Raw genomic sequence first — 21,506 nt, 5'->3', positions numbered from 1 at the left:
TCTCTCCGTTGTGCCTGTCGCCCGAGACCGCTAATTCTCTCCGGTCTCTTAAAAAAATTAAAACTCTTTTCGCAACCAGTTGTTCAGTCGTTTGACCCACGACCCCACTGAGACGCGTTTTTCCACTTCTGCTTCACCACTGAGATGAGATTCCTTCCCGTAGTGAAGCAGGCCCACAGCCGTTGAATAATACGGCTCCTGAGCATAATCCGTTAAACCGGTGATATTCAGCGGCGCACCAATACGCACCTGCGTATGGAATACGCGCTGAGCACAGGCCGCAAGACCTTCAATTTGCGCTGCGCCGCCGGTTAATACAATCCCCGCCGCAAGATGATGTTTAACGCCCTGCTGACGAAGCTGTTCCTGTAACTGTAAAATCTCTTCGTTGACCAGGTTGAGCAGCTCGGTATAGCGCGGCTCAATGACCTCTGCCAACGTCTGGCGCTGCAGGCTACGCGGTGGACGACCACCGACGCTCGGCACTTCAACGCTCTCATCTTTGCCAACGATAGACCCCAGCGCACAGCCGTGGCGCACTTTAATCGCTTCTGCATCGCTCGGCGGCGTACCAAAAGCGTAAGCAATATCGCTGGTCACAACGTTCCCGGCATAAGGGATCACTTTCGTGTGGCGCAACGCACCGCCGGTATACACGGCGATGTCCATTGTACCACCACCAATATCGACCACACAGACACCTAGTTCACGTTCATCTTCGGTCAGTACGGAATAACTTGCCGCCAGACCCGCGAAAATAAGTTGGTCAACTTTCAGGCCACAACGTTCAACGGCTTTTACAATGTTCTTCGCCATATCGTTGTGACATGTGATCAGGTGCACTTTTGCCTGCATACGTACGCCAGAAAGACCGACCGGGTTCTTGATCCCTTCCTGGTAGTCAATCGCATATTCCTGCGGAATGACATGCAGCACGCGATGCTCGTCGCGGACACGCACGGATTTCGCCGTGTGCACGACGTTTTCAACGTCTTCCTGCGTCACTTCTTCTTCGGAAATCGGCACCATGCCGATTTCGTTCTGGCAGCTAATATGCTTACCAGAAAGGGCTAGATAGACAGAAGAAATCTGGCAATCTGCCATCAGTTCAGCCTGATCGATGGCGCGCTGAACGCATTTCACCACCGATTCAAGATCGTTTACCCCACCTTTATCCATACCACGGGACGGGCAACTGCCTACGCCAATGATATTGACCATACCGTCGGGCAGAACTTCCCCTACTAAAGCGGCAACCTTCGCGGTGCCAATCTCCAGTCCAACTACCAGTTTTCTGTCCGTCGCCTTGATCATTGTTGTTCTGCCTGTACCTGTGCCTGATTCTGTTGCTGATTAGGTTCCTCGACCGGAGCCGGTACCCAACCGACTGCTGCGCCTGAGTCATAGCGCAAATCAACGTAGCTTATCCGTTTGCCGTCAGTCTGTGCCTGCTGCTGTAAAACCGGGTAAAGTTCGACAAAACGCGCCAGACGCTTCATTGTGTCGCCGCGTCCCAGGTTGAGCTTAATGCCGTTTGTTAACGTCAGCTGCCAGGAACGGCGCGCCGTCATGGCTGCATCTTTTAACGTAAACCTGTCCTTCGCCAGCACCTGACCCATTTCGCGAAAACCCTGTAATACTTCGTTTTCACTACCTTCCGGGCCATACAACATCGGTAAATTTTGCTTGTTGACACGATCGGCCGGGACGCTGAAGGAATTTCCGTCTGCGTCAACCATGTGCTGATCATTCCAACGCGCAATGGGCACATATTCAACCAGATGAATCTTCAATTCATCAGGCCATTGCTTTCTTACGCTCGCCTGTTTTATCCATGGCAGACGTTCTATCTGGCTCTGGATAATATTGACGTCCTGCGTCATAAAGGTGCCAGGCGAGCCCAGTGCCAGTATTGACTGGCGAATATCGTCGTTACGCGTGTAGTGACGCTCACCGGTGACCACCAGCTTAGAAAGCGGCAACCGCTGCGCATCTTCCATCCAGCCCAGGACCATCCAGCCGCTGATAAACACGGTGCACAGCACCCCGAGCAGGAAAATGATGCCTGCAAGACGCGTTCCATTACTGCGGCGTGAAGAGGCGTATTCGTCCTCGTCATCGCGGTTGCGCGTGTTCAATGCAGCCTGAGACATATCAGCCCGCCTGGTCCAGAATGCGTACGACTAACTGCGAGAAGCTCATCCCCGCCTGACGCGCGGCCATCGGCACAAGGCTGTGGCTGGTCATTCCCGGAGAGGTGTTCGCTTCCAGCAGATAAAATTGTCCGTCACTGTCCTGCATCACGTCGATGCGACCCCAGCCCTGACAACCGAGAACATGCCAGGCTTTAAGCACCAGGGACTGTAAATCGGCTTCACGCTCAGCTTCAAGACCACAAGGGCAGAAATATTGCGTCTCATCAGAGAGATACTTCGCCTCATAATCATAGAAGGTTCCGGCCGGTTGGATACGAATTGACGGTAAAATTTCTTCGCCAAGCATCGCGACGGTAAATTCCGGCCCGCTGAGCCATTTTTCAATCAGAACTTCTTCATCATGTTGAAATGCCAGTGCTAAAGCGGACGAAAGATCTTCAGCTTTGTCGACTTTGGACATTCCCACGCTGGAGCCTTCCCGGCTGGGCTTTACAATAACCGGTAAGCCCAGTTCAGCAATGCGTGTATTAACGCTATCCGGCAGGCCCAATTCAAATTCGCGACGCGTCAGTGCTACCCATGGCGCAACGGGTAACCCCGCGCCCTGCCACAGAAGCTTGCTGCGCAGTTTATCCATAGAGATAGCGGAGGCCATCACGCCGCTGCCGGTGTACGGCATGCCGATCAAATCCAGAAGCCCCTGCAGGGTGCCGTCTTCACCGCCGCGACCATGCAAAGCGATAAAGACTTTATCGAAGCCCATAGCTTTTAATTGCGTCACGTCGACCTCTTTTGGGTCAACCAGGTGCGCATTGACGCCACCTTCACGCAGGCCCGCCAGCACAGCCGCGCCGGAATTCAGGGAAACCTCGCGCTCGGCGGAGGTGCCGCCAGACAGGACAGCAATCTTATCAGCCATGATGCTCATCCTCCTGGGTTTGCGGCTTCAGTTTGATTTCAGCTAAGGTACGGGCGATTTTGCCGATATTTCCCGCGCCCTGAATCAGAATCAAATCGTTACCCGTCAGGACCGGTGCCAGAATTTCCGCCACCTGTGCAGGGTCAGAAACCAGAATAGGGTCAACTTTACCGCGTCCACGGATGGTACGACACAGGGAACGGCTGTCAGCACCCGGAATCGGCGTCTCGCCTGCGGCGTACACGTCCAGCATTAACAGGGTGTCTACCTGTGACAGGACGCTGGCGAAATCGTCGTACAGATCGCGCGTACGCGTGAAGCGGTGCGGCTGGAAGATCATCACCAGATTTTTGTCAGGCCAGCCTGCACGCGCGGCTTTAATGGTGGCGTCCACTTCGGTCGGATGGTGGCCGTAGTCGTCCACCAGCATCGCTGTGCCGGCTTTACCGTTAACGGCGTCCAGCGGGAATTCACCAAGGAAGTCGAAGCGACGACCGGTGCCCTGGAAGCTTTCCAGCGCGCGCAGAATGGCATCATCATCAATGCCTTCTTCCGTCGCGACGGCCACAGCCGCTGCGGCATTGAGGGCGTTATGGCGACCTGGCGCATTCAGCGTGACGTGCAGCAGCTCTTTGTCCTGACGCGCCAGGGTGAAATGCCCCTGCGCACCAATCTGTTTGTACTCTTCCACGCGGACGTCAGCGTCTTCGCTGAAGCCGTAAGTGGTGATTTGACGACCCACGCGCGGCAGCAGCTCGCGGATCACCGGATCGTCTACGCACATCACCGCGCGTCCATAGAACGGCAGGTTGTGCAGGAAGTTGATGAAGGTCTGCTTTAAGTTCTCGAAGTCGCCCTGGTAGGTATCCATATGGTCAGCTTCGATGTTAGTGACAATCGCCACCATCGGCTGCAGGTGCAGGAACGACGCGTCGCTCTCATCCGCTTCAGCAATCAGATAACGACTGTGGCCCAGACGCGCATGTACGCCCGCTGCTTTGACCAGACCGCCGTTGACGAACGTCGGGTCGAGACCCGCTTCCGCATAAATACTGGAGACCATCGCCGTGGTCGTGGTTTTACCGTGAGTCCCGGCAATGGCGATGCCGTGACGGAAACGCATCAGTTCCGCCAGCATTTCTGCACGGCGGATCACCGGAATGCGCGCTTCGTGCGCGGCAACGATTTCCGGGTTGTCAGAGGAGATGGCGCTTGAGACCACCACCACGCTCGCATCGCGCACGTTTTCCGGGCGATGGTTGAAATAGATAGTCGCCCCAAGCGACGCCAGCTGCTGCGTTACAGGGTTTGGCGCCAGGTCAGACCCGCTGATCTGATAACCTTCGTTAGCTAACACTTCGGCAATACCGCCCATGCCAGCACCACCGATGCCAACAAAGTGAATGTGCCGGACGCGACGCATCTCGGGCACGATTGAACGCAGTTTTGCCAGTTGTTGTGTATTCATTCTCTAAACGCCATCGACTACTTAAAATTCGTGCAGCGCAACACGCGCTGCGAGGGTTAAGCCTGGGCTGCCAGGCTCACTTCTTTTGCCACCCGTTCCGTCGCATCAGGGATAGCGGCCGCGCGCGCGCGTTGCGCCATCTCCAGCAGTGCGTCTCTGTTCCAGCCCGCCAGGGTGGTGGCGACCGCGTCGGCGGTAAATTGTGGCTGCTCAAAAATCTTCGCGGCACCGGCTTTCTCAAGCGGCAGCGCATTCCAGTACTGCTGTCTGTCTTTGTGCTGGAACGGCACAAACAGGGCCGGCAGACCCGCGGCGGCGATCTCGCTCACCGTCAGCGCGCCTGAACGACAGACCACGACATCGGCCCAGGCATACGCTGCCGCCATGTCGTCGATAAATTCTGTGACTTTATGCTGCGGCTGGCCTTCGTCTGCGTACGCTTGCTCAACGGTCTGCTGAGCGCCTTTTCCGCTCTGGTGCCAGATCGTCACGGTATCCCCCAGCTTTGCGGCAACCTGCGGCATCGTCTGGTTTAAAATGCGTGCGCCCTGAGAGCCGCCGACGACCAGTACACGAACCGGCCCTTCACGGCCCGTCAGGCGAGCATCCGGCAGCGGCAGCGCCAGCACGTCCACACGCACCGGGTTACCCACCACGTCCGCTTTCGGGAACGCGCCGGGAAACGCCTGCATAACTTTGGTAGCGATTTTCGCCAGCCACTTGTTGGTCAGTCCGGCAATACCGTTCTGTTCATGCAGAACAACGGGAATGCCTAACGACCATGCCGCCAGCCCGCCAGGACCCGAGACATAGCCGCCCATGCCCAGCACCACATCTGGCTTAAAGCGCTTCATGATGGTGCGCGCCTGACGCCAGGCGTTAAAAATACGCACCGGTGCCAGCAGCATTGCCTTGAGGCCCTTGCCCCGAAGGCCGGAAATACGAATGAAGTCGATCTCGATACCGTGCTTCGGCACCAGGTCGGCCTCCATGCGGTCTGCGGTTCCCAGCCAGCGTACCTGCCAGCCCTGATCCATTAAATGGTGCGCAACCGCCAGTCCCGGGAACACGTGTCCACCGGTACCGCCTGCCATCACCATTAACCGCTTCGGTTGATTCATCGTGAACCTCGTGTAAACGCCTGGGCTTTTTCCAGACGCGTTTCATAATCTATGCGCAACAAAAACATGATGGCCGTCGACATAATCAACAGACTGGAACCACCATAACTGATCAACGGCAACGTCAGACCTTTGGTCGGCAGCATACCCGCTGCGGCCCCGACGTTAACCAATGCCTGGAAGCTAAACCAGATACCAATTGAGCAGGCTAAGAATCCTGAGAAGCGGTGATCGATCTCCAGCGCTTTCCGCCCGATGGACATAGCACGGAAAGCGACGAAGAATACCATTAATAGCGCTAATACCACACCGATATAACCCAGTTCTTCCGCAATAATGGAGAAGATGAAGTCAGTATGCGCTTCCGGTAAATACTCCAGTTTCTGTACCGAGTTACCCAGCCCCTGCCCCCAGACTTCACCGCGACCAAAGGCCATCAGCGACTGCGTCAGCTGATAACCGCTGCCGAACGGATCTTCCCACGGGTTCCAGAACGAGGTCACACGGCGAATACGGTAAGGCTCGGCGAGGATCAGCAGCACAACCGCTGAAATCCCCATCCCGATGATAGCGATGAACTGCCACAGCTTCGCGCCCGCCAGGAACAGCATCGCCAGAGTGGTAACGAAAAGCACGACAACGGTACCGAGGTCAGGCTGCGCCAGCAGTAATACCGCCAGCACCAGAATCACGCCCATCGGTTTTAAGAAGCCGCGCAGGTTGTTACGCACTTCATCAACCTTACGCACCAGGTAGTTAGCCAGGTAGCAGAACAGGGAGAGCTTGGTAAATTCCGCAGGCTGAATGCGCAGCGGGCCAAAGGCGATCCAGCGTGATGCCCCGTTAACAGAGCTCCCCACCACCAGAACGATCAGCAGCATAATAATCGAGGCGATCAGCATCGCCGTACTGTGCCGCTGCCAGAACTCCATTGGCAGACGCAAGGTCACCAGCGCCAGGCAGAACGCCAGGATGATGTAAAGACCATCACGCTTGGCAAACAGGAAAGGATCGTTCGCCAGACGCTGCCCGACAGGCATTGAGGCTGACGTCACCATAATAAAGCCGACCGCCGCCAGCCCCATCGTGAGCCAGAACAGCGTGCGATCGTACATGACCAGGCTGTCGTTATCTTTTTGACGAGAGCCCATCACCCAGCCTTTGAGCGCCGCAAACACCCATGCCAGGATCCCAAATCCTGGCAGGCGCGGCATTTTCAGGCGAGGGAGAGATAAACGCATTAGCCTAACTCCTTCGCCAGGCGGGTAAAGACATCACCACGCTGTTCGAAATTCTTGAATTGATCGAGACTGGCACAGGCCGGAGAGAGCAGCACCATATCGCCTGGCTTCACGCGAGGGGCAATCAGCCGCATCGCCTGTTCCATGGTTTCGGTTTGCTCGGCAACCTCAGGGCGCAGTTCAGCCAGCTCGCTGCCGTCACGGCCGAAGCAGTACAGGCGGATGTTATCTCCGGCGAGATACGGCTTCAGGGAGGAGAAATCAGCTGATTTACCGTCGCCGCCCAGCAGTAAATGCAGGGTGCCTTCAACGTGCAGACCATTGAGCGCGGCCTCGGTGCTACCCACGTTGGTGGCTTTGGAGTCGTTGATCCAGCGCACGCCGTTGTGTTCCAGCGCCAGCTGGAAACGGTGCGCCAGACCAGAAAACGTGGTTAACGCTTTCAGGCTGGAGGAGCGCGGCAGCCCTACTGCATCCGCCAGAGCCAGCGCCGCCAGGGCATTGGTATAGTTGTGCTGACCTGAGAGCTTCATCTCTTTCACGTTCAGCACTTTCTCACCCTTCACGCGCAGCCAGGTCTCGCCCAGCTGACGGTTCAGGTGGTAATCGCCCATCGTGATACCGAAGCTAATACAGCGATCGTCTGCGCCACGAACCGGCATGGTTAGCGCGTCATCGGCATTAACAACGCAGACTTTGGCATTTTCATAAACGCGGAGCTTGGCGGCACGATACTGCTGCAGACCAAATGGATACCTGTCCATATGATCTTCAGTCACGTTGAGGATCGTCGCAGCCGCAGCATGCAGGCTGGAGGTGGTTTCCAGCTGGAAGCTGGAAAGCTCGAGAACATACAGCTCGCAGCCTTTGTCCAGCAGCATCAGAGCGGGTAAACCAATGTTACCGCCAACGCCGACGTTCATTCCCGCCGCTTTCGCCATTTCACCCACCAGGGTGGTGACGGTGCTTTTACCGTTAGAACCGGTAATGGCGATAACGGGCGCCTGCGCTTCGCGGCAGAACAGTTCGATATCGCCGACAATCTCAACGCCCGCATCCGCGGCAGCGCTCAGCGAAGGGTGCGCCAGCGCCATACCTGGGCTTGCGACAATCAAATCGGCTGCCAGTAGCCAGTCATCATTCAGACCACCAAGGTGGCGTTCAACCTGTTCCGGCAGTTTGTCCAGACCCGGCGGAGAGACACGCGTATCCATCACGCGTGGCGTCACGCCGCGTGCGAGGAAAAAGTCCACGCAGGAGAGCCCCGTGAGGCCCAACCCGATGATAACGACTTTTTTGCCCTGGTAATCTGCCATGATTAACGTACCTTCAGCGTTGCCAGGCCAATCAGCACCAGCATCAGCGAAATAATCCAGAAGCGCACAATCACGCGCGGCTCCGGCCAGCCTTTCAGTTCATAGTGGTGGTGGATCGGCGCCATACGGAAGATACGCTGACCGCGCAGCTTGAAGGAACCGACCTGCAAAATCACCGACAAGGTTTCAACCACAAACACGCCGCCCATGATCACCAGCAGGAACTCCTGACGCAGCAGTACGGCGATAATGCCGAGCGCACCGCCCAAAGCCAGAGAACCGACGTCACCCATAAAGACCTGCGCCGGATAGGTGTTGAACCACAGGAAGCCCAGCCCCGCGCCGACAATCGCCGTACAGACGATCACCAGCTCACCCGCATGGCGCAGATAAGGGATGTGCAGGTAGTTCGCAAAGTTCATGTTACCGGTCGCCCACGCCACCAGCGCAAAACCGGCGGCCACAAAGACGGTTGGCATAATGGCCAGGCCATCCAGACCGTCGGTCAGGTTAACGGCGTTGCCGGTACCGACAATCACAAAGTAGGCCAGAAGGATGTAGAACAGCCCCAGCTGCGGCATCACGTCTTTAAAGAACGGCACGACCAGCTCGGTAGCTGGCGTGTCTTTGCCTGCCAGATACAGCGCGAAAGCCACGCCCAGCGCGATCACCGACATCCAGAAATACTTCCAGCGCGCGATCAGGCCTTTAGTATCTTTGCGAACGACTTTGCGGTAATCATCCACAAAACCGATGATCCCGTAACCCACCAGTACCGTCAGAACGCACCAGACGTACGGGTTGGAGGGATACGCCCACAGCAGCACGGAAACGACGATGGCGGTCAGGATCATGATCCCGCCCATGGTCGGCGTGCCGCGCTTGCTGAAGTGCGATTCCGGACCGTCGTTACGCACAACCTGGCCGAAAGAGAGTTTTTGCAGACGGGCAATCATGCGCGGGCCCATCCACAATGAGATGAACAGCGCAGTCAGCAGGCTGACGATGGCGCGAAACGTCAGATACGAAAAGACGTTAAAGCCTGAATAATATTTGACCAAATGTTCGGCCAGCCAAACTAACATGTCCCGTTCTCCTGTAATGCGTGCACAACCTCTTCCATGGCGGCACTACGTGAACCTTTCACTAACACAGTCACAATTTGTTTTTCTGTAATCAACGCCTTAAGGCGCGCTATCAACGCGGTTTTGTTAGCAAAATGCTCGCCAACGCCGCTGGCATGGCTAATCGCCTGGCTCAGTTTTCCTGCGCTCAGCACGCAGTCCAGCCCCGCCGCTTTCGCCGCTTCACCGACCTGGTTATGGCAGGCTTCGCTTTCGTCGCCCAGCTCTGCCATATCGCCCACCACCATGATGCGGTAGCCCGGCATTTCAGATAACACCTGCACCGCCGCCGTCATTGAGCCAACGTTCGCGTTGTAGGAGTCATCCAGCAGCAGCTTGTTTTCCGAAAGCTGAATCGGGAACAGACGCCCCGGCACGGCTTTCAGGTTCGCCAGCCCGGTTTTAATCGCTTCATGCGACGCGCCCACCGCCGTCGACAACGCCGCCGCCGCAAGCGCATTGGCGATGTTATGGCGACCCGGCAGCGGCAGCAGCACATCAATGCCACCCGTTGGGGTGGTGAGGGTGAACTCCGTACCGTGCGACGTCACGTGGATATTGGTCGCGGTAAAATCACTGTTGGCCGCATTCGGCGAGAAGCGCCAGGTTTTACGCGAACCAATGATGCTTTGCCAGTTCAGCCAGTCGTTGTTGTCGGCGTTCAGGATGGCGATACCGTCATCCGGCAGGCCGGTGTAAATCTCACCTTTGGCTTTCGCTACGCCTTCCAGCGAGCCAAAACCTTCCAGATGCGCCGCCGCGAGGTTATTCACCAGCGCGGCTTCCGGGCGAGTCAGGCTCACGGTCCAGGTGATTTCGCCCTGGTGGTTCGCCCCTAACTCGATCACCGCAAATTCGTGTTCTTTAGTCAGACGGAGTAATGTCATCGGCACGCCGATGTCATTATTGAGGTTGCCCGCGGTATAAAGCGTATTCCCGCACTGGCTGAGGATCGCCGCCGTCATCTCTTTCACCGACGTCTTGCCTGATGAACCGGTCAAGGCGACAACGCGAGTAGGGACCTGCTGACGAACCCAGGCGGCCAGCTCACCGAACGCAAGACGCGTATCTTTCACCACAATTTGTGGCAGATTGATATCGAGCCTGCGACTGACGAGCAGCGCACCGGCACCGTTCTCTTTGGCCTGTTCTGCGAAATCATGCGCGTCAAAACGCTCGCCTTTCAGCGCCACAAACAGACAGCCTGCGGTGATTTTGCGGGTGTCCGTCGTTACGGCATCAATGGTCAGGTCTTGCCCGTGCAGGTCGCCCTGCAGAATAGCAGCGGCCTGGCTTAACGTGATGCTAATCATGCCACGACTCCCAGCAGGCGTGCTGCCGTTACGCGGTCCGAGTAGTCCAGACGGCGATTGCCAACGATTTGATAATCTTCATGGCCTTTACCCGCCAGCAGGACAACATCATTCTCCCGCGCCTGCATGATGGTGTTGGTCACGGCTTCCGCACGGCCTTCCACCACGCGAGCGCGGCCCGCGTCCAGCATGCCCGCCAGAATGTCATTAATGATGGCGCGCGGCTCTTCGGTACGCGGGTTGTCATCGGTCACAACCGGAATATCTGCGAACTGCTCGGCAATAGCCCCCATCAGCGGACGTTTGCCTTTATCGCGATCGCCGCCGCAGCCAAACACGCACCAGAGCTTACCGACACAGTGCAGGCGCGCCGCCTCCAGCGCTTTTTCCAGCGCATCCGGCGTGTGGGCATAATCAACCACAACGGTCGGTTTGCCCGGCGCGCTGAACACTTCCATACGGCCGCAAACCGGCTGCAGACGCGCTGAGGTTTTCAGCAGTTCAGCCATCGGATAACCCAGCGCCAGCAGCGTTGCCAGCGCCAGCAGCAGGTTGCTGACGTTAAACGCGCCCATCAGGCGGCTTTCAATTTCACCTTCACCCCAGGAAGAGGCAAAGCGGATTGTCGCCCCGCTGTCGTGATAATTCACCTCAACCGCCTTCAGCCAGCGGCCGTGGCAGTTCGGATTGATATGGTCTTCCATCGACACCGCAACCGCATCCGGCAGTTTCGCCAGCCAGCGGCGGCCCACTTCATCGTCGGCGTTGATGATGGCTTGTCCGTAATGGTGAGTAGAGAACAGCAGCCATTTCGCGGCTTCGTAATGCTCCATATCACCGTGATAATCAAGATGATCGCGGCTCAGGTTGGTAAACACGGAAGCAGCAAATTTCAGCGCCGCGACGCGGTGCTGAACCAGACCGTGCGAAGAGACTTCCATCGCAGCAAAGGTTGCCCCCTGCCCTGCCAGACCGGCAAGCACATGCTGTACGTCTACCGCCGAGCCGGTGGTGTTTTCCGTCGGGCTCACTTTGCCCAGCAGGCCGTTACCCACGGTACCCATCACCGCACCGGTTTCACCCAGCAGCTGGGCCCACTGCGCCATCAGTTGAGTGGTAGTGGTTTTACCGTTGGTACCCGTCACGCCAACCAGGCGCAGCTGGTCGGAAGGTTCGTGATAAAAACGCCCCGCCAGCGCGGAAAGACGCTCGTTTAACTGGCTGAGATAGATGACCGGCACCCCGTGCATTTCACGGATCTCACCGTCGGTTCTCTCATCTTTGGCCTCAGCAATAATGGCAGCCACACCTTGCGCAATCGCCTGCGGGATATAACGACGCCCGTCCGCCTGATGACCGACCACCGCCACAAAAAGATCGCCAGAAGCAGCCACGCGGCTGTCCAGTACCATCTCTCGCAGTGCTCGCTCCGGTGCATTTGGCACCCACGGAGCGAGAAGGTCGCGCAAATTACGATCTGCCACCTGTACCCTCGCCTTGATTAATTACAAATTCACTTTTTTCGCCCGTCGCCAGCGCATCCGGTTCGATGTTCATGGTGCGTAACACGCCGCCCATGATAGCCCCGAACACAGGCGCGGAGACGGCGCCGCCGTAGTATTTACCCGCCTGTGGATCGTTTATCACGACCACCAGCGCAAAACGCGGATTGCTTGCAGGCGCGACGCCTGCGGTATAGGCAATGTATTTATTGATATAGCGGCCGTCCGGCCCTACTTTTTTCGCCGTACCGGTCTTGATGGCGATGCGATAACCTTTGATTGCCGCCTTCACGCCGCCGCCACCGGGCAGCGCTACGCTTTCCATCATATGAACAACAGTACGGACGGTTGATTCCGGGAAGATACGCTCGCCGGGAACCGGTGGATCAACTTTGGTAATCGACAGCGGACGATAAACGCCATAGCTGCCGATCGTTGCGTAGACTCGCGCTAACTGTAACGGTGTCACCATTAGCCCGTAGCCGAAAGAGAAGGTGGCCCTCTCTATGTCAGACCACCGTTGTTTTTGAGGATATAAGCCACTGCGTTCTCCGACCAACCCCAAATTGGTCGCCTTTCCAAGCCCAAAACGTGAGTAAGTCTCTACTAACGCTGAGGACGGCATCGCTAACGCCAGCTTTGAAACACCGACGTTACTCGACTTCTGTAACACCCCGGTCAGGGTCAATTCGCTGTAGCGCGCCACGTCTTTGATTTCGTGGCCGTTAATTCGGTATGGAATGGTATTCAGTACGGTATTTTCATTGACGATACCGCGCTGAAGTGCAGTCATGACCACCATCGGCTTAACGGTCGAACCCGGTTCGAACACGTCGGTGATGGTACGGTTACGCATAACATCCTTCTGCGTACCGGTGAGATTGTTAGGGTTGTAGGAAGGGCTATTGGCCATCGCCAGCACTTCACCCGTGTTGACGTCGACTAACACGGCACTGCCCGATTCCGCTTTGTTAAAGGCCACGGCGTTGTTCAGCTCGCGGTAAACCAGCGCCTGTAGCCGCTCATCGATACTCAGCGCAAGGTTGTGTGCGGCCTGGCTGTCCGTAGAGGAAATATCCTCGATCACGCGACCGTAGCGGTCTTTACGCACAATGCGTTCGCCCGGCTGGCCGGTCAGCCATTTATCAAAGCTTTTTTCAACGCCTTCAATCCCCTGGCTATCCACGTTAGTAAAGCCAATGAGGTGAGCAGTCACTTCGCCTGAAGGATAGTAACGACGGGATTCTTCACGTAGATGGATCCCCGGCAGCTTCAATTTTTTGATGTAATCCGCCATGTCAGGGTTCACCTGACGCGCCAGATAGATAAACCGCCCTCTCGGGTTGGTATTCACGCGTGAAGCTAACTGGTCAAGCGGCATCTTCAGCGCATCCGCAAGGGCCTTCCAGCGGTTATCAAGCGAGATCCCGCCAGCATCATGCAGTTCTTTAGGATCGGCCCAGATCGCCTTCACCGGCACGCTCACCGCCAGCGGACGACCCGAACGGTCGGTGATCATCCCGCGGGATGTCGACACTTCCTGGACGCGCAGGGAGCGCATGTCGCCCTGGCGCACCAGCATGTCAGGGGCGATGATTTGCAGCCAGGCCACGCGTCCCAGCAGAAAACCCAGAGCGAGTAAAATGCAGCCGCAAAGCAACGCAAAACGCCAACTGACAAAGTTGGCCTGTTCTTCCTGACGTTTTGGTTTTAGCGTTTTTGCCGCTGCTTTCATGCGTCGCGTTTTCCCTTATTTTTGTACTACGATATTTTCCTGCGAAGGATCAACATGCTGCAGTTGCAGCTTTTCCGTTGCGATCCGTTCAACCCGGCTGTGATCGCCGAGCGCGTTTTCTTCAAGGATCAGATTTCGCCATTCAATATCCAGCGCATCGCGTTCCAGTACCATCTGCTCGCGTTGCGCAGTCAATAAACGTGTATGGTGGGCGGTGGTCACCACCGTAACTGCCGTGACAATGATGCAAATGAACAGACAGAGTGGCAGTTTCCCAAACCGCAAAAGATCGTCGCCGATCACGCCAGGCAAGGCATGGCGCTCGTTGCTTCCTAACGAATCCTTAACTTTGCTTAGGGTCTCTGTCACTCTGCCGATCATGCGTTCGTCCTCTCTGCAACACGCAGCACTGAACTACGGGCGCGTGGATTCTCTGCCACTTCTTCTTCGCCCGGCATCAACTTGCCTAATGCTCGCAACTGACGGCCACCCAGCTTCCTGAGTTGTTCTTCCGTCATCGGCAGCCCCGCTGGCACCTGTGGACCGCGGCTTTGTTCACGCATAAAGCGTTTCACAATACGGTCTTCCAGCGAATGGAAGCTGATGATGGATAACCGCCCACCCGGGGCCAGCACGTCGAGCGAGCTTTTTAGCGCCAGCTCTATTTCCTCCAGTTCACTGTTTACCCAGATGCGAACCGCCTGGAAGGTACGGGTCGCGGGATGTTTGTGCTTATCCTTCACCGGTGTCGCCGCCGCGATCACCTCAGCCAGCTCTTTGGTGCGGGTCATTGGCTCAATGCGATTGCGCTCAACGATGGCGCGCGCAATACGTTTGCCAAAGCGCTCTTCGCCAAACGTTTTGATGACCCATGCAATATCTGCTTCGTCTGCGGTCTGTAACCACTCAGCGGCAGACTGACCGCGCGTCGGGTCCATACGCATGTCCAGCGGACCATCACGCATAAAGGAGAAACCACGTTCAGCATCATCAAGTTGGGGTGAAGAGACGCCAAGATCGAGAAGAATCCCGTCGATCTTGCCCGTCAGGCCGCGCTCGGCAACATATTCCGCGAGCGCAGAGAAAGGTCCATGCACGATGGAAAAGCGTGGATCATTGATGGTCTGTGCAACGGCAATTGCCTGCGGATCGCGATCGATTGCCAGCAGACGTCCTTCCTCTCCAAGCTGGGAGAGAATCAAACGTGAGTGACCACCGCGACCAAACGTGCCATCAATGTAGATGCCATCCGGACGAATATTCAGACCGTTAACGGCCTCGTCCAGTAACACCGTTTTATGTTTGTAATTTTCCATCATATTTATAGAGACAAGTCCTGCAGCCGTTCCGATAATGTCGCGGAATCAGACTGCTCAGCGTCGATATCTTCCTTGACCTGTTGATACCAGGTCGTTTCATCCCACAGTTCAAACTTGTTGAACTGCCCGACCAGCATCACTTCTTTTGTCAGACCGGCATGTTGCCGCAACACAGGCGCAATCAGTAATCGCCCTGCGTTATCCATCTGACATTCACTGGCATGTCCCAATAAAAGCCGCTGCACGCGGCGTTCCTGCGGGTTCATGCTCGACAGTCGCGACAGCTTTTGCTCAATAATTTCCCATTCAGGCAAGGGGTAAAGCAGCAGGCAGGGGGAGTTAATGTCAATGGTGCAAACCATTTGACCCGCAGCTTTCTCAATCAGCTGGTCGCGGTATCGGGTTGGTACCGATAAACGCCCTTTGCTGTCGAGATTGACTAACGCAGCTCCACGGAACATGCCAGTCTCACCCCTCCTCACCACTTTAACCCACAAATTCCCACCTAAAGGAGTTTACGGAGCGAGGGAAAAGCTTGTCAAGCCAGGACTCTCCCTATAAGGACCCGAAAGCCCTCTATTTACAGAGATAAACAGTCCTGGTTAATAACTGCACAACTGGCGAGGCAAAATTAACGTTATGAATATTTGTAAGAAAAAAACCGAATATGCACACTAGCGTTAAAGCTCACTCAATATCATCGCAGATAAATATAAAGTGTCAGTTTGCGACGCGGGCAGCATTTTATGACAGATTCTCAGGGGATAACAGCGCCAGATTCACTCGGGCACCCGGTAAGCGCGGCGGTTGCCACGTAAGCTGGCAAAGGAGGAGGAAAAACGTCTGAATATTCATCGGCCGAAGAGGGTTTGTAACAAATTAATACAAAGATAGCTGTTTAAAATCGCCCGGACGTTCTTTAAAGGGCCAATTTAAAAGCCAGAATGAATTAAGAAAATAGGCGATTAGGATCTCTCAAGAATTATCCTAATTTCTCTCCGGGAATTATGCGCACGAATTATCGCAACAAAATGGGGCAGATTTCGCTGCCCCAGTCATTTCATTTTTGGCGGCTTAAAATTCCGCGATGGTAGAGATTACGTTTGATCCGCGTCAGGCCCGGCTTCGGTTTGCGCGGCTCATCCAGGCTTGCCAGCACAATCTCCAGCACGCGTTCAGCCACATCGCGGTGACGCTGTGCTACCGCCAGCACCGGGCACTGGAGGAAGTCGAGCAGCTCGTTATCCCCGAACGTGGCAATCGCCAGATCGGACGGCAGTTTACCTTCACGGCGTAAGGTCACATCCATGACGCCCTGCAACAGAGCAAACGAGGTGGTGAACAGCGCCTGAGGCATCGGGTGCGTTTCCAGCCATTTCTCAAACAGCTGTGCCGCGGCTTCACGCTCGTAGCTATTGGCATAGAGGTAGTGAACCTCGCGCGGATCGTCTTTCCAGGCGGTTCTGAATCCCTGCTCGCGCAGGAAGCTCACGGAAAGCTCGGGCAACGCGCCAAGATACAGCACTGTCTCAGCGGGGAATGTTCTCAGCTCTGCGGCCAGCATTTCTGCATCATCCTGATCCGCACCTACGACGCTGGTGAAATGCTCGCGATCGAGCGCGCGATCCAGCGCAACGATTGGGAACGGGTCGTTCGCCCAGCGCTGGTAGAACGGATGCTCTGGCGGCAAGGAGGTCGACACGATGATTGCATCCACCTGGCGCTGGAGCAGATGCTCAATGCAGCGCATCTCGTTGTCGGGCTGGTCTTCCGAGCAGGCAATCAGCAACTGATAGCCGCGCTGGCGCGCCTGACGTTCAAGATAGTTGGCGATACGGGTATAGCTGGTGTTTTCCAGGTCAGGGATCACCAGACCAATAGAGCGGGTACGCCCGGCACGCAGACCGGCTGCGACAGCATTCGGATGGTAGTTATGCTCACGAACCACCGCCATAACTTTTTCAACGGTCTTGTCGCTGACACGGTACTGCTTTGCTTTACCGTTAATCACATAGCTGGCCGTTGTTCGTGACACGCCGGCTAGCCGGGCGATTTCATCCAGTTTCACAATTGCCCCTTAAAAAAAGAAAAGAGTCCATGGCCCTGTCAAGGTTATGGTTAAATCTTTTAACATCTAAACGCAGAAAAGCCTTCGCGGCAACCGCTTTTATCTGCGTTGTCGGCTGATTACGCAAAAAAAAGCCCGGCTTTGGTGACCGGGCAGAAAGAGGCGAACCTTTTTGACAACTAACGCATGATTTTCTCGCCGCGTGACAGACCCACAACCCCCGATCTCGCGACCTCGACAATTTTTGCGACATCCCGTACGGACGCCAGGAAAGCATCCAGCTTGTCGCTTGTCCCGACCAGCTGAACCGTATAAAGAGAAGGCGTGACGTCGATAATCTGTCCGCGGAAAATATCCGCATTGCGTTTGACTTCATCACGCCCGTAGCCGCTGGCCTGGATTTTCACCAGCATGACCTCACGTTCAACGTAGGCCCCCTGCCCCAGCTCGCTCACGCGCAGTACGTCGACCAGCTTATGCAGCTGTTTTTCAATTTGCTCAAGCACTTTGGCATCGCCGACGGTTTGGATCGTCATGCGCGACAGCGTCGGATCTTCCGTCGGGGCAACGGTCAGGCTTTCAATGTTATAGCCGCGCTGCGCAAAAAGGCCAATGACGCGCGACAGTGCGCCAGACTCGTTTTCCAGTAAAACAGATAATATCCGGCGCATATCAGGTTCTCTCCGTTTTGCTTAACCACATTTCATCCATACCACCACCACGAATATGCATCGGATAAACGTGCTCGGTTCCATCAACAATCACATCCATAAAGACGAGGCGGTTGTTTTTAACGTGCTCAAGCGCCTGTGCGAGCTTCGTTTCCAGCTCAGCCGGATCGGTCACCCGCATGCCTACGTGGCCATAAGCTTCAGCAAGACGAACAAAATCCGGCAGCGATTTCATGTAGGACTGGGAGTGGCGGCCAGAGTAGATCATATCCTGCCACTGCTTGACCATACCGAGATACCCGTTATTCAGGTTCAGCACCAGTACCGGCAGTTCATACTGCAGCGCGGTAGACAGCTCCTGAATGTTCATCTGAATACTGCCGTCCCCCGTCACGCAGACGACGGTTTCATTCGGCAGCGCCAGCTTCACGCCCAGCGCGGCAGGCAGACCAAAGCCCATGGTTCCTAAACCACCGGAGTTGATCCAGTGTCGCGGTTTATCAAACGGGTAATACAGGGCGGCAAACATCTGATGCTGCCCCACGTCTGAGGTCACGTACGCCTCACCTTTCGTCAGTCGCCACACCGCTTCAATGACCGCCTGCGGCTTAATGTTTTCACTTTGCGTGTCATATTTCAGGCACTGACGCGCGCGCCACTGTTCAATCTGCTGCCACCAGTCGCGGATCTCATCCAGCGGCTGGGTTGCACTCTCCTGGGTCAGCAGGTCCAGCATTTGCTCCAGAACCTGACGGGCATCGCCGACGATCGGCACATCGGCCGACACCGTTTTTGAAATTGACGTTGGATCGATATCAATGTGCAGCACGGTGGCGTTCGGACAATACTTCGCCAGGTTGTTGGTGGTGCGATCGTCAAAGCGCACGCCGACGGCAAAGATCACATCGGAATGATGCATTGTCATGTTGGCTTCATAGGTACCGTGCATACCCAGCATCCCCAGCGCCTGACGATGGGTGGCAGGGAACGCCCCCAGCCCCATCAGCGACGACGCAACGGGAAGGTTAAGCTTTTCAATCAGTTCACGAAGCTGGGCTTCACAGGCAGAGTTGATCGCCCCGCCACCGACATAGACCACCGGTTTTTTGGCGGCCAGAAGCGTTTGCAACGCTCGCTTGATCTGACCTTTATGCCCCTGCGTTGTGGGGTTATAAGAGCGCATGCTGACCGATTCCGGCCAGACATAAGGCAGCTTGTTTGCCGGGTTGAGAATATCTTTAGGCAGATCGACCACCACCGGTCCCGGGCGTCCGCTCGCCGCCAGCCAGAAGGCTTTTTTCAGTATGCCGGGAATGTCTTCTGTTTGCTTGACCAGGAAGCTGTGCTTCACAACGGGACGCGAAATCCCGACCATGTCGCACTCCTGAAACGCATCGTAGCCAATCAGTGAGGTTGCCACCTGCCCGGAGAGGATCACCAGCGGAATGGAGTCCATATAGGCCGTCGCAATGCCGGTAATGGCGTTTGTCGCGCCGGGGCCGGACGTGACTAATACCACGCCCACTTCACCCGTCGCACGTGCCAGGCCGTCAGCCATGTGTACCGCCGCCTGCTCGTGACGTACCAGAACATGGTCAATGCCCCCAACCGTATGCAGCGCATCATAAATATCGAGGACCGCACCGCCAGGGTAGCCGAACACTTGCTTTACGCCCTGATCGATCAGCGACCGAACGACCATTTCCGCGCCAGACAACATCTCCATGCTTTGCCTCCAGGCATTTTGTTATAGACGGACTGCCGAATTCATTTCCGCACCGTCTTACGATTGGGATAAACCAATCTTATATTTTGCAGAGTGTTCTTTACCTTAACCGCTCGTTATGAGGCAGGCAATTAGCAAACCCGGTGAGATAAACGGTGCGTAAAGCAGAAAAAGCAGCCGTTATCAGAAGATATGGTTAATTCCTCTGGGAATAGAGGATGGGATGATAAATCATCGCTGAAAACCGCGACAATGCAGGAAATCATCTATTTTTGCGCGCCGGAGAGCAGCCCGAAAAAAAGCTTCACAGAACAAAATAGCAAGTATCTAGAAAAACTCAGGATAAATCACATAAACCGATGCGATTTATCCTGATGCGTTTACCGGCGGCAGATGCCAACCAGCAACTCTTCCATCCACTGATGTCCTTTATCCCGACCCGCGGCTTCATGCCAGGAAAGATAACAGGTACGGCTATTTAGCTTGAGCGGCAGAGGCAAAATTTGCAGATTTAAAGGGTCAGAAAACTCTTCTGCCAGCCAGCGCGGCGCAATTGCCACCAGCTGTGTCTGGGAAACCACGTTTAATACGCTGACCATGGCCATGCCCTGATAAGCCACGCTCGCCTGTTTATCCGCAGTGTCATACCACGGCAGGCTAAAGGAAGCATATCTGTCGAGCGCAACAACGGCGTGCTGCTCGTTATAAACATCGTTTTCTCGCAGCGGAGAATTCAGGCGCGGGTGTTTTTTACTGGCGACCAGAACCATTTCATCTTTAAACAGCGGCACGCAGGAAAATTCCGGACGACGGAACTCTTCATATCCGAGAACGAATTCGATCTCCTGATAGCGTAACTGATGTTCCGTGTTTTGATTCAGGGATGATTTAAAAACAAGATGGATATTTGGTGCGATCTCTTCAACTTTATTATAGATAATTGACGTTAAATAATTATCTAATGGGCTGCAGACACAAAGATGAAATACGCGCTCGCTGCTTAACGGTTCAAAGCCCGATCCCGGCAGCTCATTTTGGACCAGTTGTAACGCCTGGCGGATGGAGCCGAACAGCTGGAATGCGCGTGCCGTAGGCTGGATCCCCCTCCCGTAGCGAACAAATAATTCGTCGTTAAACATGAGCTTAAGCCTGGCAACGGCATTACTCACCGCAGGTTGTGACATCCCCAACGCTTGAGCCGCGCGGGTGATATTCTGTTCCTGCATGACCGCATCAAACACCGTCAGAAGATTCAGATCCACCGTGCGTAACTGCGGTTTAATCCCATCAGTAGCTTGAGACTGTTTAATATTATTTTCTGGCACTTCTGACTCCACTGTCACGCTACACTCCTTTGCCAACGTACTGCAATAATCTCGAAAAATATGATTTATCATGCAAATACGATCAGCGAAAGAGAATTATTTAAAATTCGGAATATATAAAGACTCTATATTAACGAAAATTAATGAGCGAAAATGATATGTTTGACTTTAGGATCTGAATGAAACCATAAACCAAACAAATATACAATTGCCATCAGGTTAATGATGACTTAAGTATTATTAAACTGTTATTGCTATGTCCCTACAATTAGTTAACAACCTGTTATCTCTGTTCGTTTTTTAGCACTCAGAAATAGATTCACTGCATTTATAACTTAATGATATCCAAACTCTTTAAGCACAAAGCATCCTCTTCAAGACATTTCACTCATTTTTAAACAATTATATTTATTTGTTTCTGCAACTCTTTTCTTAAGTCCAAAATTAGACAATTAGTCGGGCAGGAAAAGCTAAAACCAGCACAATTAGCTAAAGTGAATAT

At 54.9% G+C, this 21,506-nt stretch carries 18 protein-coding genes; all 18 read right to left on the bottom strand.

Annotated features, from left to right (window positions below):
- Positions 1 to 57: 57 nt before the first annotated feature.
- Positions 58 to 1,314: a cell division protein FtsA gene (gene ftsA / locus ACMGGX_RS13350; protein ID WP_023334508.1), complete on the bottom strand. Its 1,257-nt coding sequence runs from the start codon at positions 1,312 to 1,314 to the stop codon at positions 58 to 60.
- Positions 1,311 to 2,153 carry a cell division protein FtsQ gene (ftsQ, locus tag ACMGGX_RS13345; RefSeq protein WP_023310399.1) on the bottom strand — a complete coding sequence of 281 codons (843 nt, stop codon included), beginning with the start codon at positions 2,151 to 2,153 and terminating at the stop codon, positions 1,311 to 1,313. Before ftsQ ends, ftsA begins: the two co-directional genes overlap by 4 nt.
- A 1-nt stretch (position 2,154) precedes the next feature.
- On the bottom strand, positions 2,155 to 3,075 hold the full coding sequence (locus tag ACMGGX_RS13340; RefSeq protein WP_029741229.1) for a D-alanine--D-alanine ligase: 921 nt from the start codon (positions 3,073 to 3,075) through the stop codon (positions 2,155 to 2,157).
- Positions 3,068 to 4,543 (bottom strand): UDP-N-acetylmuramate--L-alanine ligase, encoded by a 1,476-nt coding sequence (gene murC, locus ACMGGX_RS13335; RefSeq protein ID WP_023310397.1) that lies wholly within the window; start codon positions 4,541 to 4,543, stop codon positions 3,068 to 3,070. Before murC ends, ACMGGX_RS13340 begins: the two co-directional genes overlap by 8 nt.
- Before the next feature lie 56 nt (positions 4,544 to 4,599).
- Positions 4,600 to 5,664 carry an undecaprenyldiphospho-muramoylpentapeptide beta-N-acetylglucosaminyltransferase gene (murG, locus tag ACMGGX_RS13330; RefSeq protein WP_039260813.1) on the bottom strand — a complete coding sequence of 355 codons (1,065 nt, stop codon included), beginning with the start codon at positions 5,662 to 5,664 and terminating at the stop codon, positions 4,600 to 4,602.
- On the bottom strand, positions 5,661 to 6,905 hold the full coding sequence (gene ftsW / locus ACMGGX_RS13325) for a cell division protein FtsW (RefSeq protein WP_023310395.1): 1,245 nt from the start codon (positions 6,903 to 6,905) through the stop codon (positions 5,661 to 5,663). Before ftsW ends, murG begins: the two co-directional genes overlap by 4 nt.
- Positions 6,905 to 8,221, bottom strand: a complete 1,317-nt coding sequence (murD, locus tag ACMGGX_RS13320) for a UDP-N-acetylmuramoyl-L-alanine--D-glutamate ligase (protein ID WP_181594386.1) — start codon at positions 8,219 to 8,221, stop codon at positions 6,905 to 6,907. Before murD ends, ftsW begins: the two co-directional genes overlap by 1 nt.
- Positions 8,222 to 8,223: 2 nt before the next feature.
- The gene (gene mraY, locus ACMGGX_RS13315) at positions 8,224 to 9,306 is read right to left on the bottom strand and encodes a phospho-N-acetylmuramoyl-pentapeptide-transferase (RefSeq protein WP_008501985.1); all 1,083 of its coding nucleotides are present in this window, start codon (positions 9,304 to 9,306) and stop codon (positions 8,224 to 8,226) included.
- The gene (gene murF / locus ACMGGX_RS13310) at positions 9,300 to 10,658 is read right to left on the bottom strand and encodes a UDP-N-acetylmuramoyl-tripeptide--D-alanyl-D-alanine ligase (RefSeq protein ID WP_420298478.1); all 1,359 of its coding nucleotides are present in this window, start codon (positions 10,656 to 10,658) and stop codon (positions 9,300 to 9,302) included. The genes mraY and murF overlap by 7 nt, the downstream gene beginning before the upstream one ends.
- Positions 10,655 to 12,142, bottom strand: a complete 1,488-nt coding sequence (gene murE, locus ACMGGX_RS13305; protein WP_420298477.1) for a UDP-N-acetylmuramoyl-L-alanyl-D-glutamate--2,6-diaminopimelate ligase — start codon at positions 12,140 to 12,142, stop codon at positions 10,655 to 10,657. The genes murF and murE overlap by 4 nt, the downstream gene beginning before the upstream one ends.
- A complete protein-coding gene (locus ACMGGX_RS13300; protein ID WP_181594383.1) occupies positions 12,129 to 13,895 on the bottom strand; it encodes a peptidoglycan glycosyltransferase FtsI in 1,767 nt (588 codons plus the stop codon). Before ACMGGX_RS13300 ends, murE begins: the two co-directional genes overlap by 14 nt.
- A gap of 15 nt (positions 13,896 to 13,910) precedes the next feature.
- Positions 13,911 to 14,276, bottom strand: a complete 366-nt coding sequence (gene ftsL, locus ACMGGX_RS13295; protein ID WP_008501989.1) for a cell division protein FtsL — start codon at positions 14,274 to 14,276, stop codon at positions 13,911 to 13,913.
- Positions 14,273 to 15,214: a 16S rRNA (cytosine(1402)-N(4))-methyltransferase RsmH gene (rsmH, locus tag ACMGGX_RS13290; protein WP_023310390.1), complete on the bottom strand. Its 942-nt coding sequence runs from the start codon at positions 15,212 to 15,214 to the stop codon at positions 14,273 to 14,275. The genes ftsL and rsmH overlap by 4 nt, the downstream gene beginning before the upstream one ends.
- A 2-nt stretch (positions 15,215 to 15,216) precedes the next feature.
- The gene (mraZ, locus tag ACMGGX_RS13285; RefSeq protein WP_420298476.1) at positions 15,217 to 15,675 is read right to left on the bottom strand and encodes a division/cell wall cluster transcriptional repressor MraZ; all 459 of its coding nucleotides are present in this window, start codon (positions 15,673 to 15,675) and stop codon (positions 15,217 to 15,219) included.
- Between the two features lie 599 nt (positions 15,676 to 16,274).
- Positions 16,275 to 17,282 carry a catabolite repressor/activator gene (gene cra, locus ACMGGX_RS13280; RefSeq protein ID WP_008501993.1) on the bottom strand — a complete coding sequence of 336 codons (1,008 nt, stop codon included), beginning with the start codon at positions 17,280 to 17,282 and terminating at the stop codon, positions 16,275 to 16,277.
- 179 nt (positions 17,283 to 17,461) lie between these two features.
- The gene (ilvN, locus tag ACMGGX_RS13275) at positions 17,462 to 17,953 is read right to left on the bottom strand and encodes an acetolactate synthase small subunit (protein ID WP_023310389.1); all 492 of its coding nucleotides are present in this window, start codon (positions 17,951 to 17,953) and stop codon (positions 17,462 to 17,464) included.
- A 1-nt stretch (position 17,954) separates the two neighbouring features.
- Entirely contained in the window at positions 17,955 to 19,679 is a 1,725-nt protein-coding gene (gene ilvI, locus ACMGGX_RS13270; protein ID WP_029741224.1) for an acetolactate synthase 3 large subunit, read from the bottom strand.
- Between the two features lie 380 nt (positions 19,680 to 20,059).
- Positions 20,060 to 21,004 (bottom strand): transcriptional regulator LeuO, encoded by a 945-nt coding sequence (gene leuO, locus ACMGGX_RS13265; protein ID WP_029741223.1) that lies wholly within the window; start codon positions 21,002 to 21,004, stop codon positions 20,060 to 20,062.
- Between the last annotated feature and the right edge of the window lie 502 nt (positions 21,005 to 21,506).

It is taken from the genome of Enterobacter sp. BNK-29 (assembly GCF_048684785.1).
In the GTDB taxonomy this organism is placed as follows: Bacteria; Pseudomonadota; Gammaproteobacteria; order Enterobacterales; family Enterobacteriaceae; genus Enterobacter; species Enterobacter cloacae_M.
The sequence above is the reverse complement of the archived record's forward strand: the minus strand, read 5'-3'. Positions and strand labels throughout refer to the sequence as shown.

Coding starts and splice junctions, on each gene's coding strand:
- ACMGGX_RS13340 (WP_029741229.1), bottom strand. CDS start 3,075: ATGGCTGATAAGATTGCTGTCCTGTCTGGCGGCACCTCCGCCGAGCGC.
- ilvI (WP_029741224.1), bottom strand. CDS start 19,679: ATGGAGATGTTGTCTGGCGCGGAAATGGTCGTTCGGTCGCTGATCGAT.
- ftsL (WP_008501989.1), bottom strand. CDS start 14,276: ATGATCGGCAGAGTGACAGAGACCCTAAGCAAAGTTAAGGATTCGTTA.
- murF (WP_420298478.1), bottom strand. CDS start 10,658: ATGATTAGCATCACGTTAAGCCAGGCCGCTGCTATTCTGCAGGGCGAC.
- ftsQ (WP_023310399.1), bottom strand. CDS start 2,153: ATGTCTCAGGCTGCATTGAACACGCGCAACCGCGATGACGAGGACGAA.
- ACMGGX_RS13300 (WP_181594383.1), bottom strand. CDS start 13,895: ATGAAAGCAGCGGCAAAAACGCTAAAACCAAAACGTCAGGAAGAACAG.
- mraY (WP_008501985.1), bottom strand. CDS start 9,306: ATGTTAGTTTGGCTGGCCGAACATTTGGTCAAATATTATTCAGGCTTT.
- ftsA (WP_023334508.1), bottom strand. CDS start 1,314: ATGATCAAGGCGACGGACAGAAAACTGGTAGTTGGACTGGAGATTGGC.
- murD (WP_181594386.1), bottom strand. CDS start 8,221: ATGGCAGATTACCAGGGCAAAAAAGTCGTTATCATCGGGTTGGGCCTC.
- ilvN (WP_023310389.1), bottom strand. CDS start 17,953: ATGCGCCGGATATTATCTGTTTTACTGGAAAACGAGTCTGGCGCACTG.
- murC (WP_023310397.1), bottom strand. CDS start 4,543: ATGAATACACAACAACTGGCAAAACTGCGTTCAATCGTGCCCGAGATG.
- mraZ (WP_420298476.1), bottom strand. CDS start 15,675: ATGTTCCGTGGAGCTGCGTTAGTCAATCTCGACAGCAAAGGGCGTTTA.
- ftsW (WP_023310395.1), bottom strand. CDS start 6,905: ATGCGTTTATCTCTCCCTCGCCTGAAAATGCCGCGCCTGCCAGGATTT.
- rsmH (WP_023310390.1), bottom strand. CDS start 15,214: ATGATGGAAAATTACAAACATAAAACGGTGTTACTGGACGAGGCCGTT.
- murG (WP_039260813.1), bottom strand. CDS start 5,664: ATGAATCAACCGAAGCGGTTAATGGTGATGGCAGGCGGTACCGGTGGA.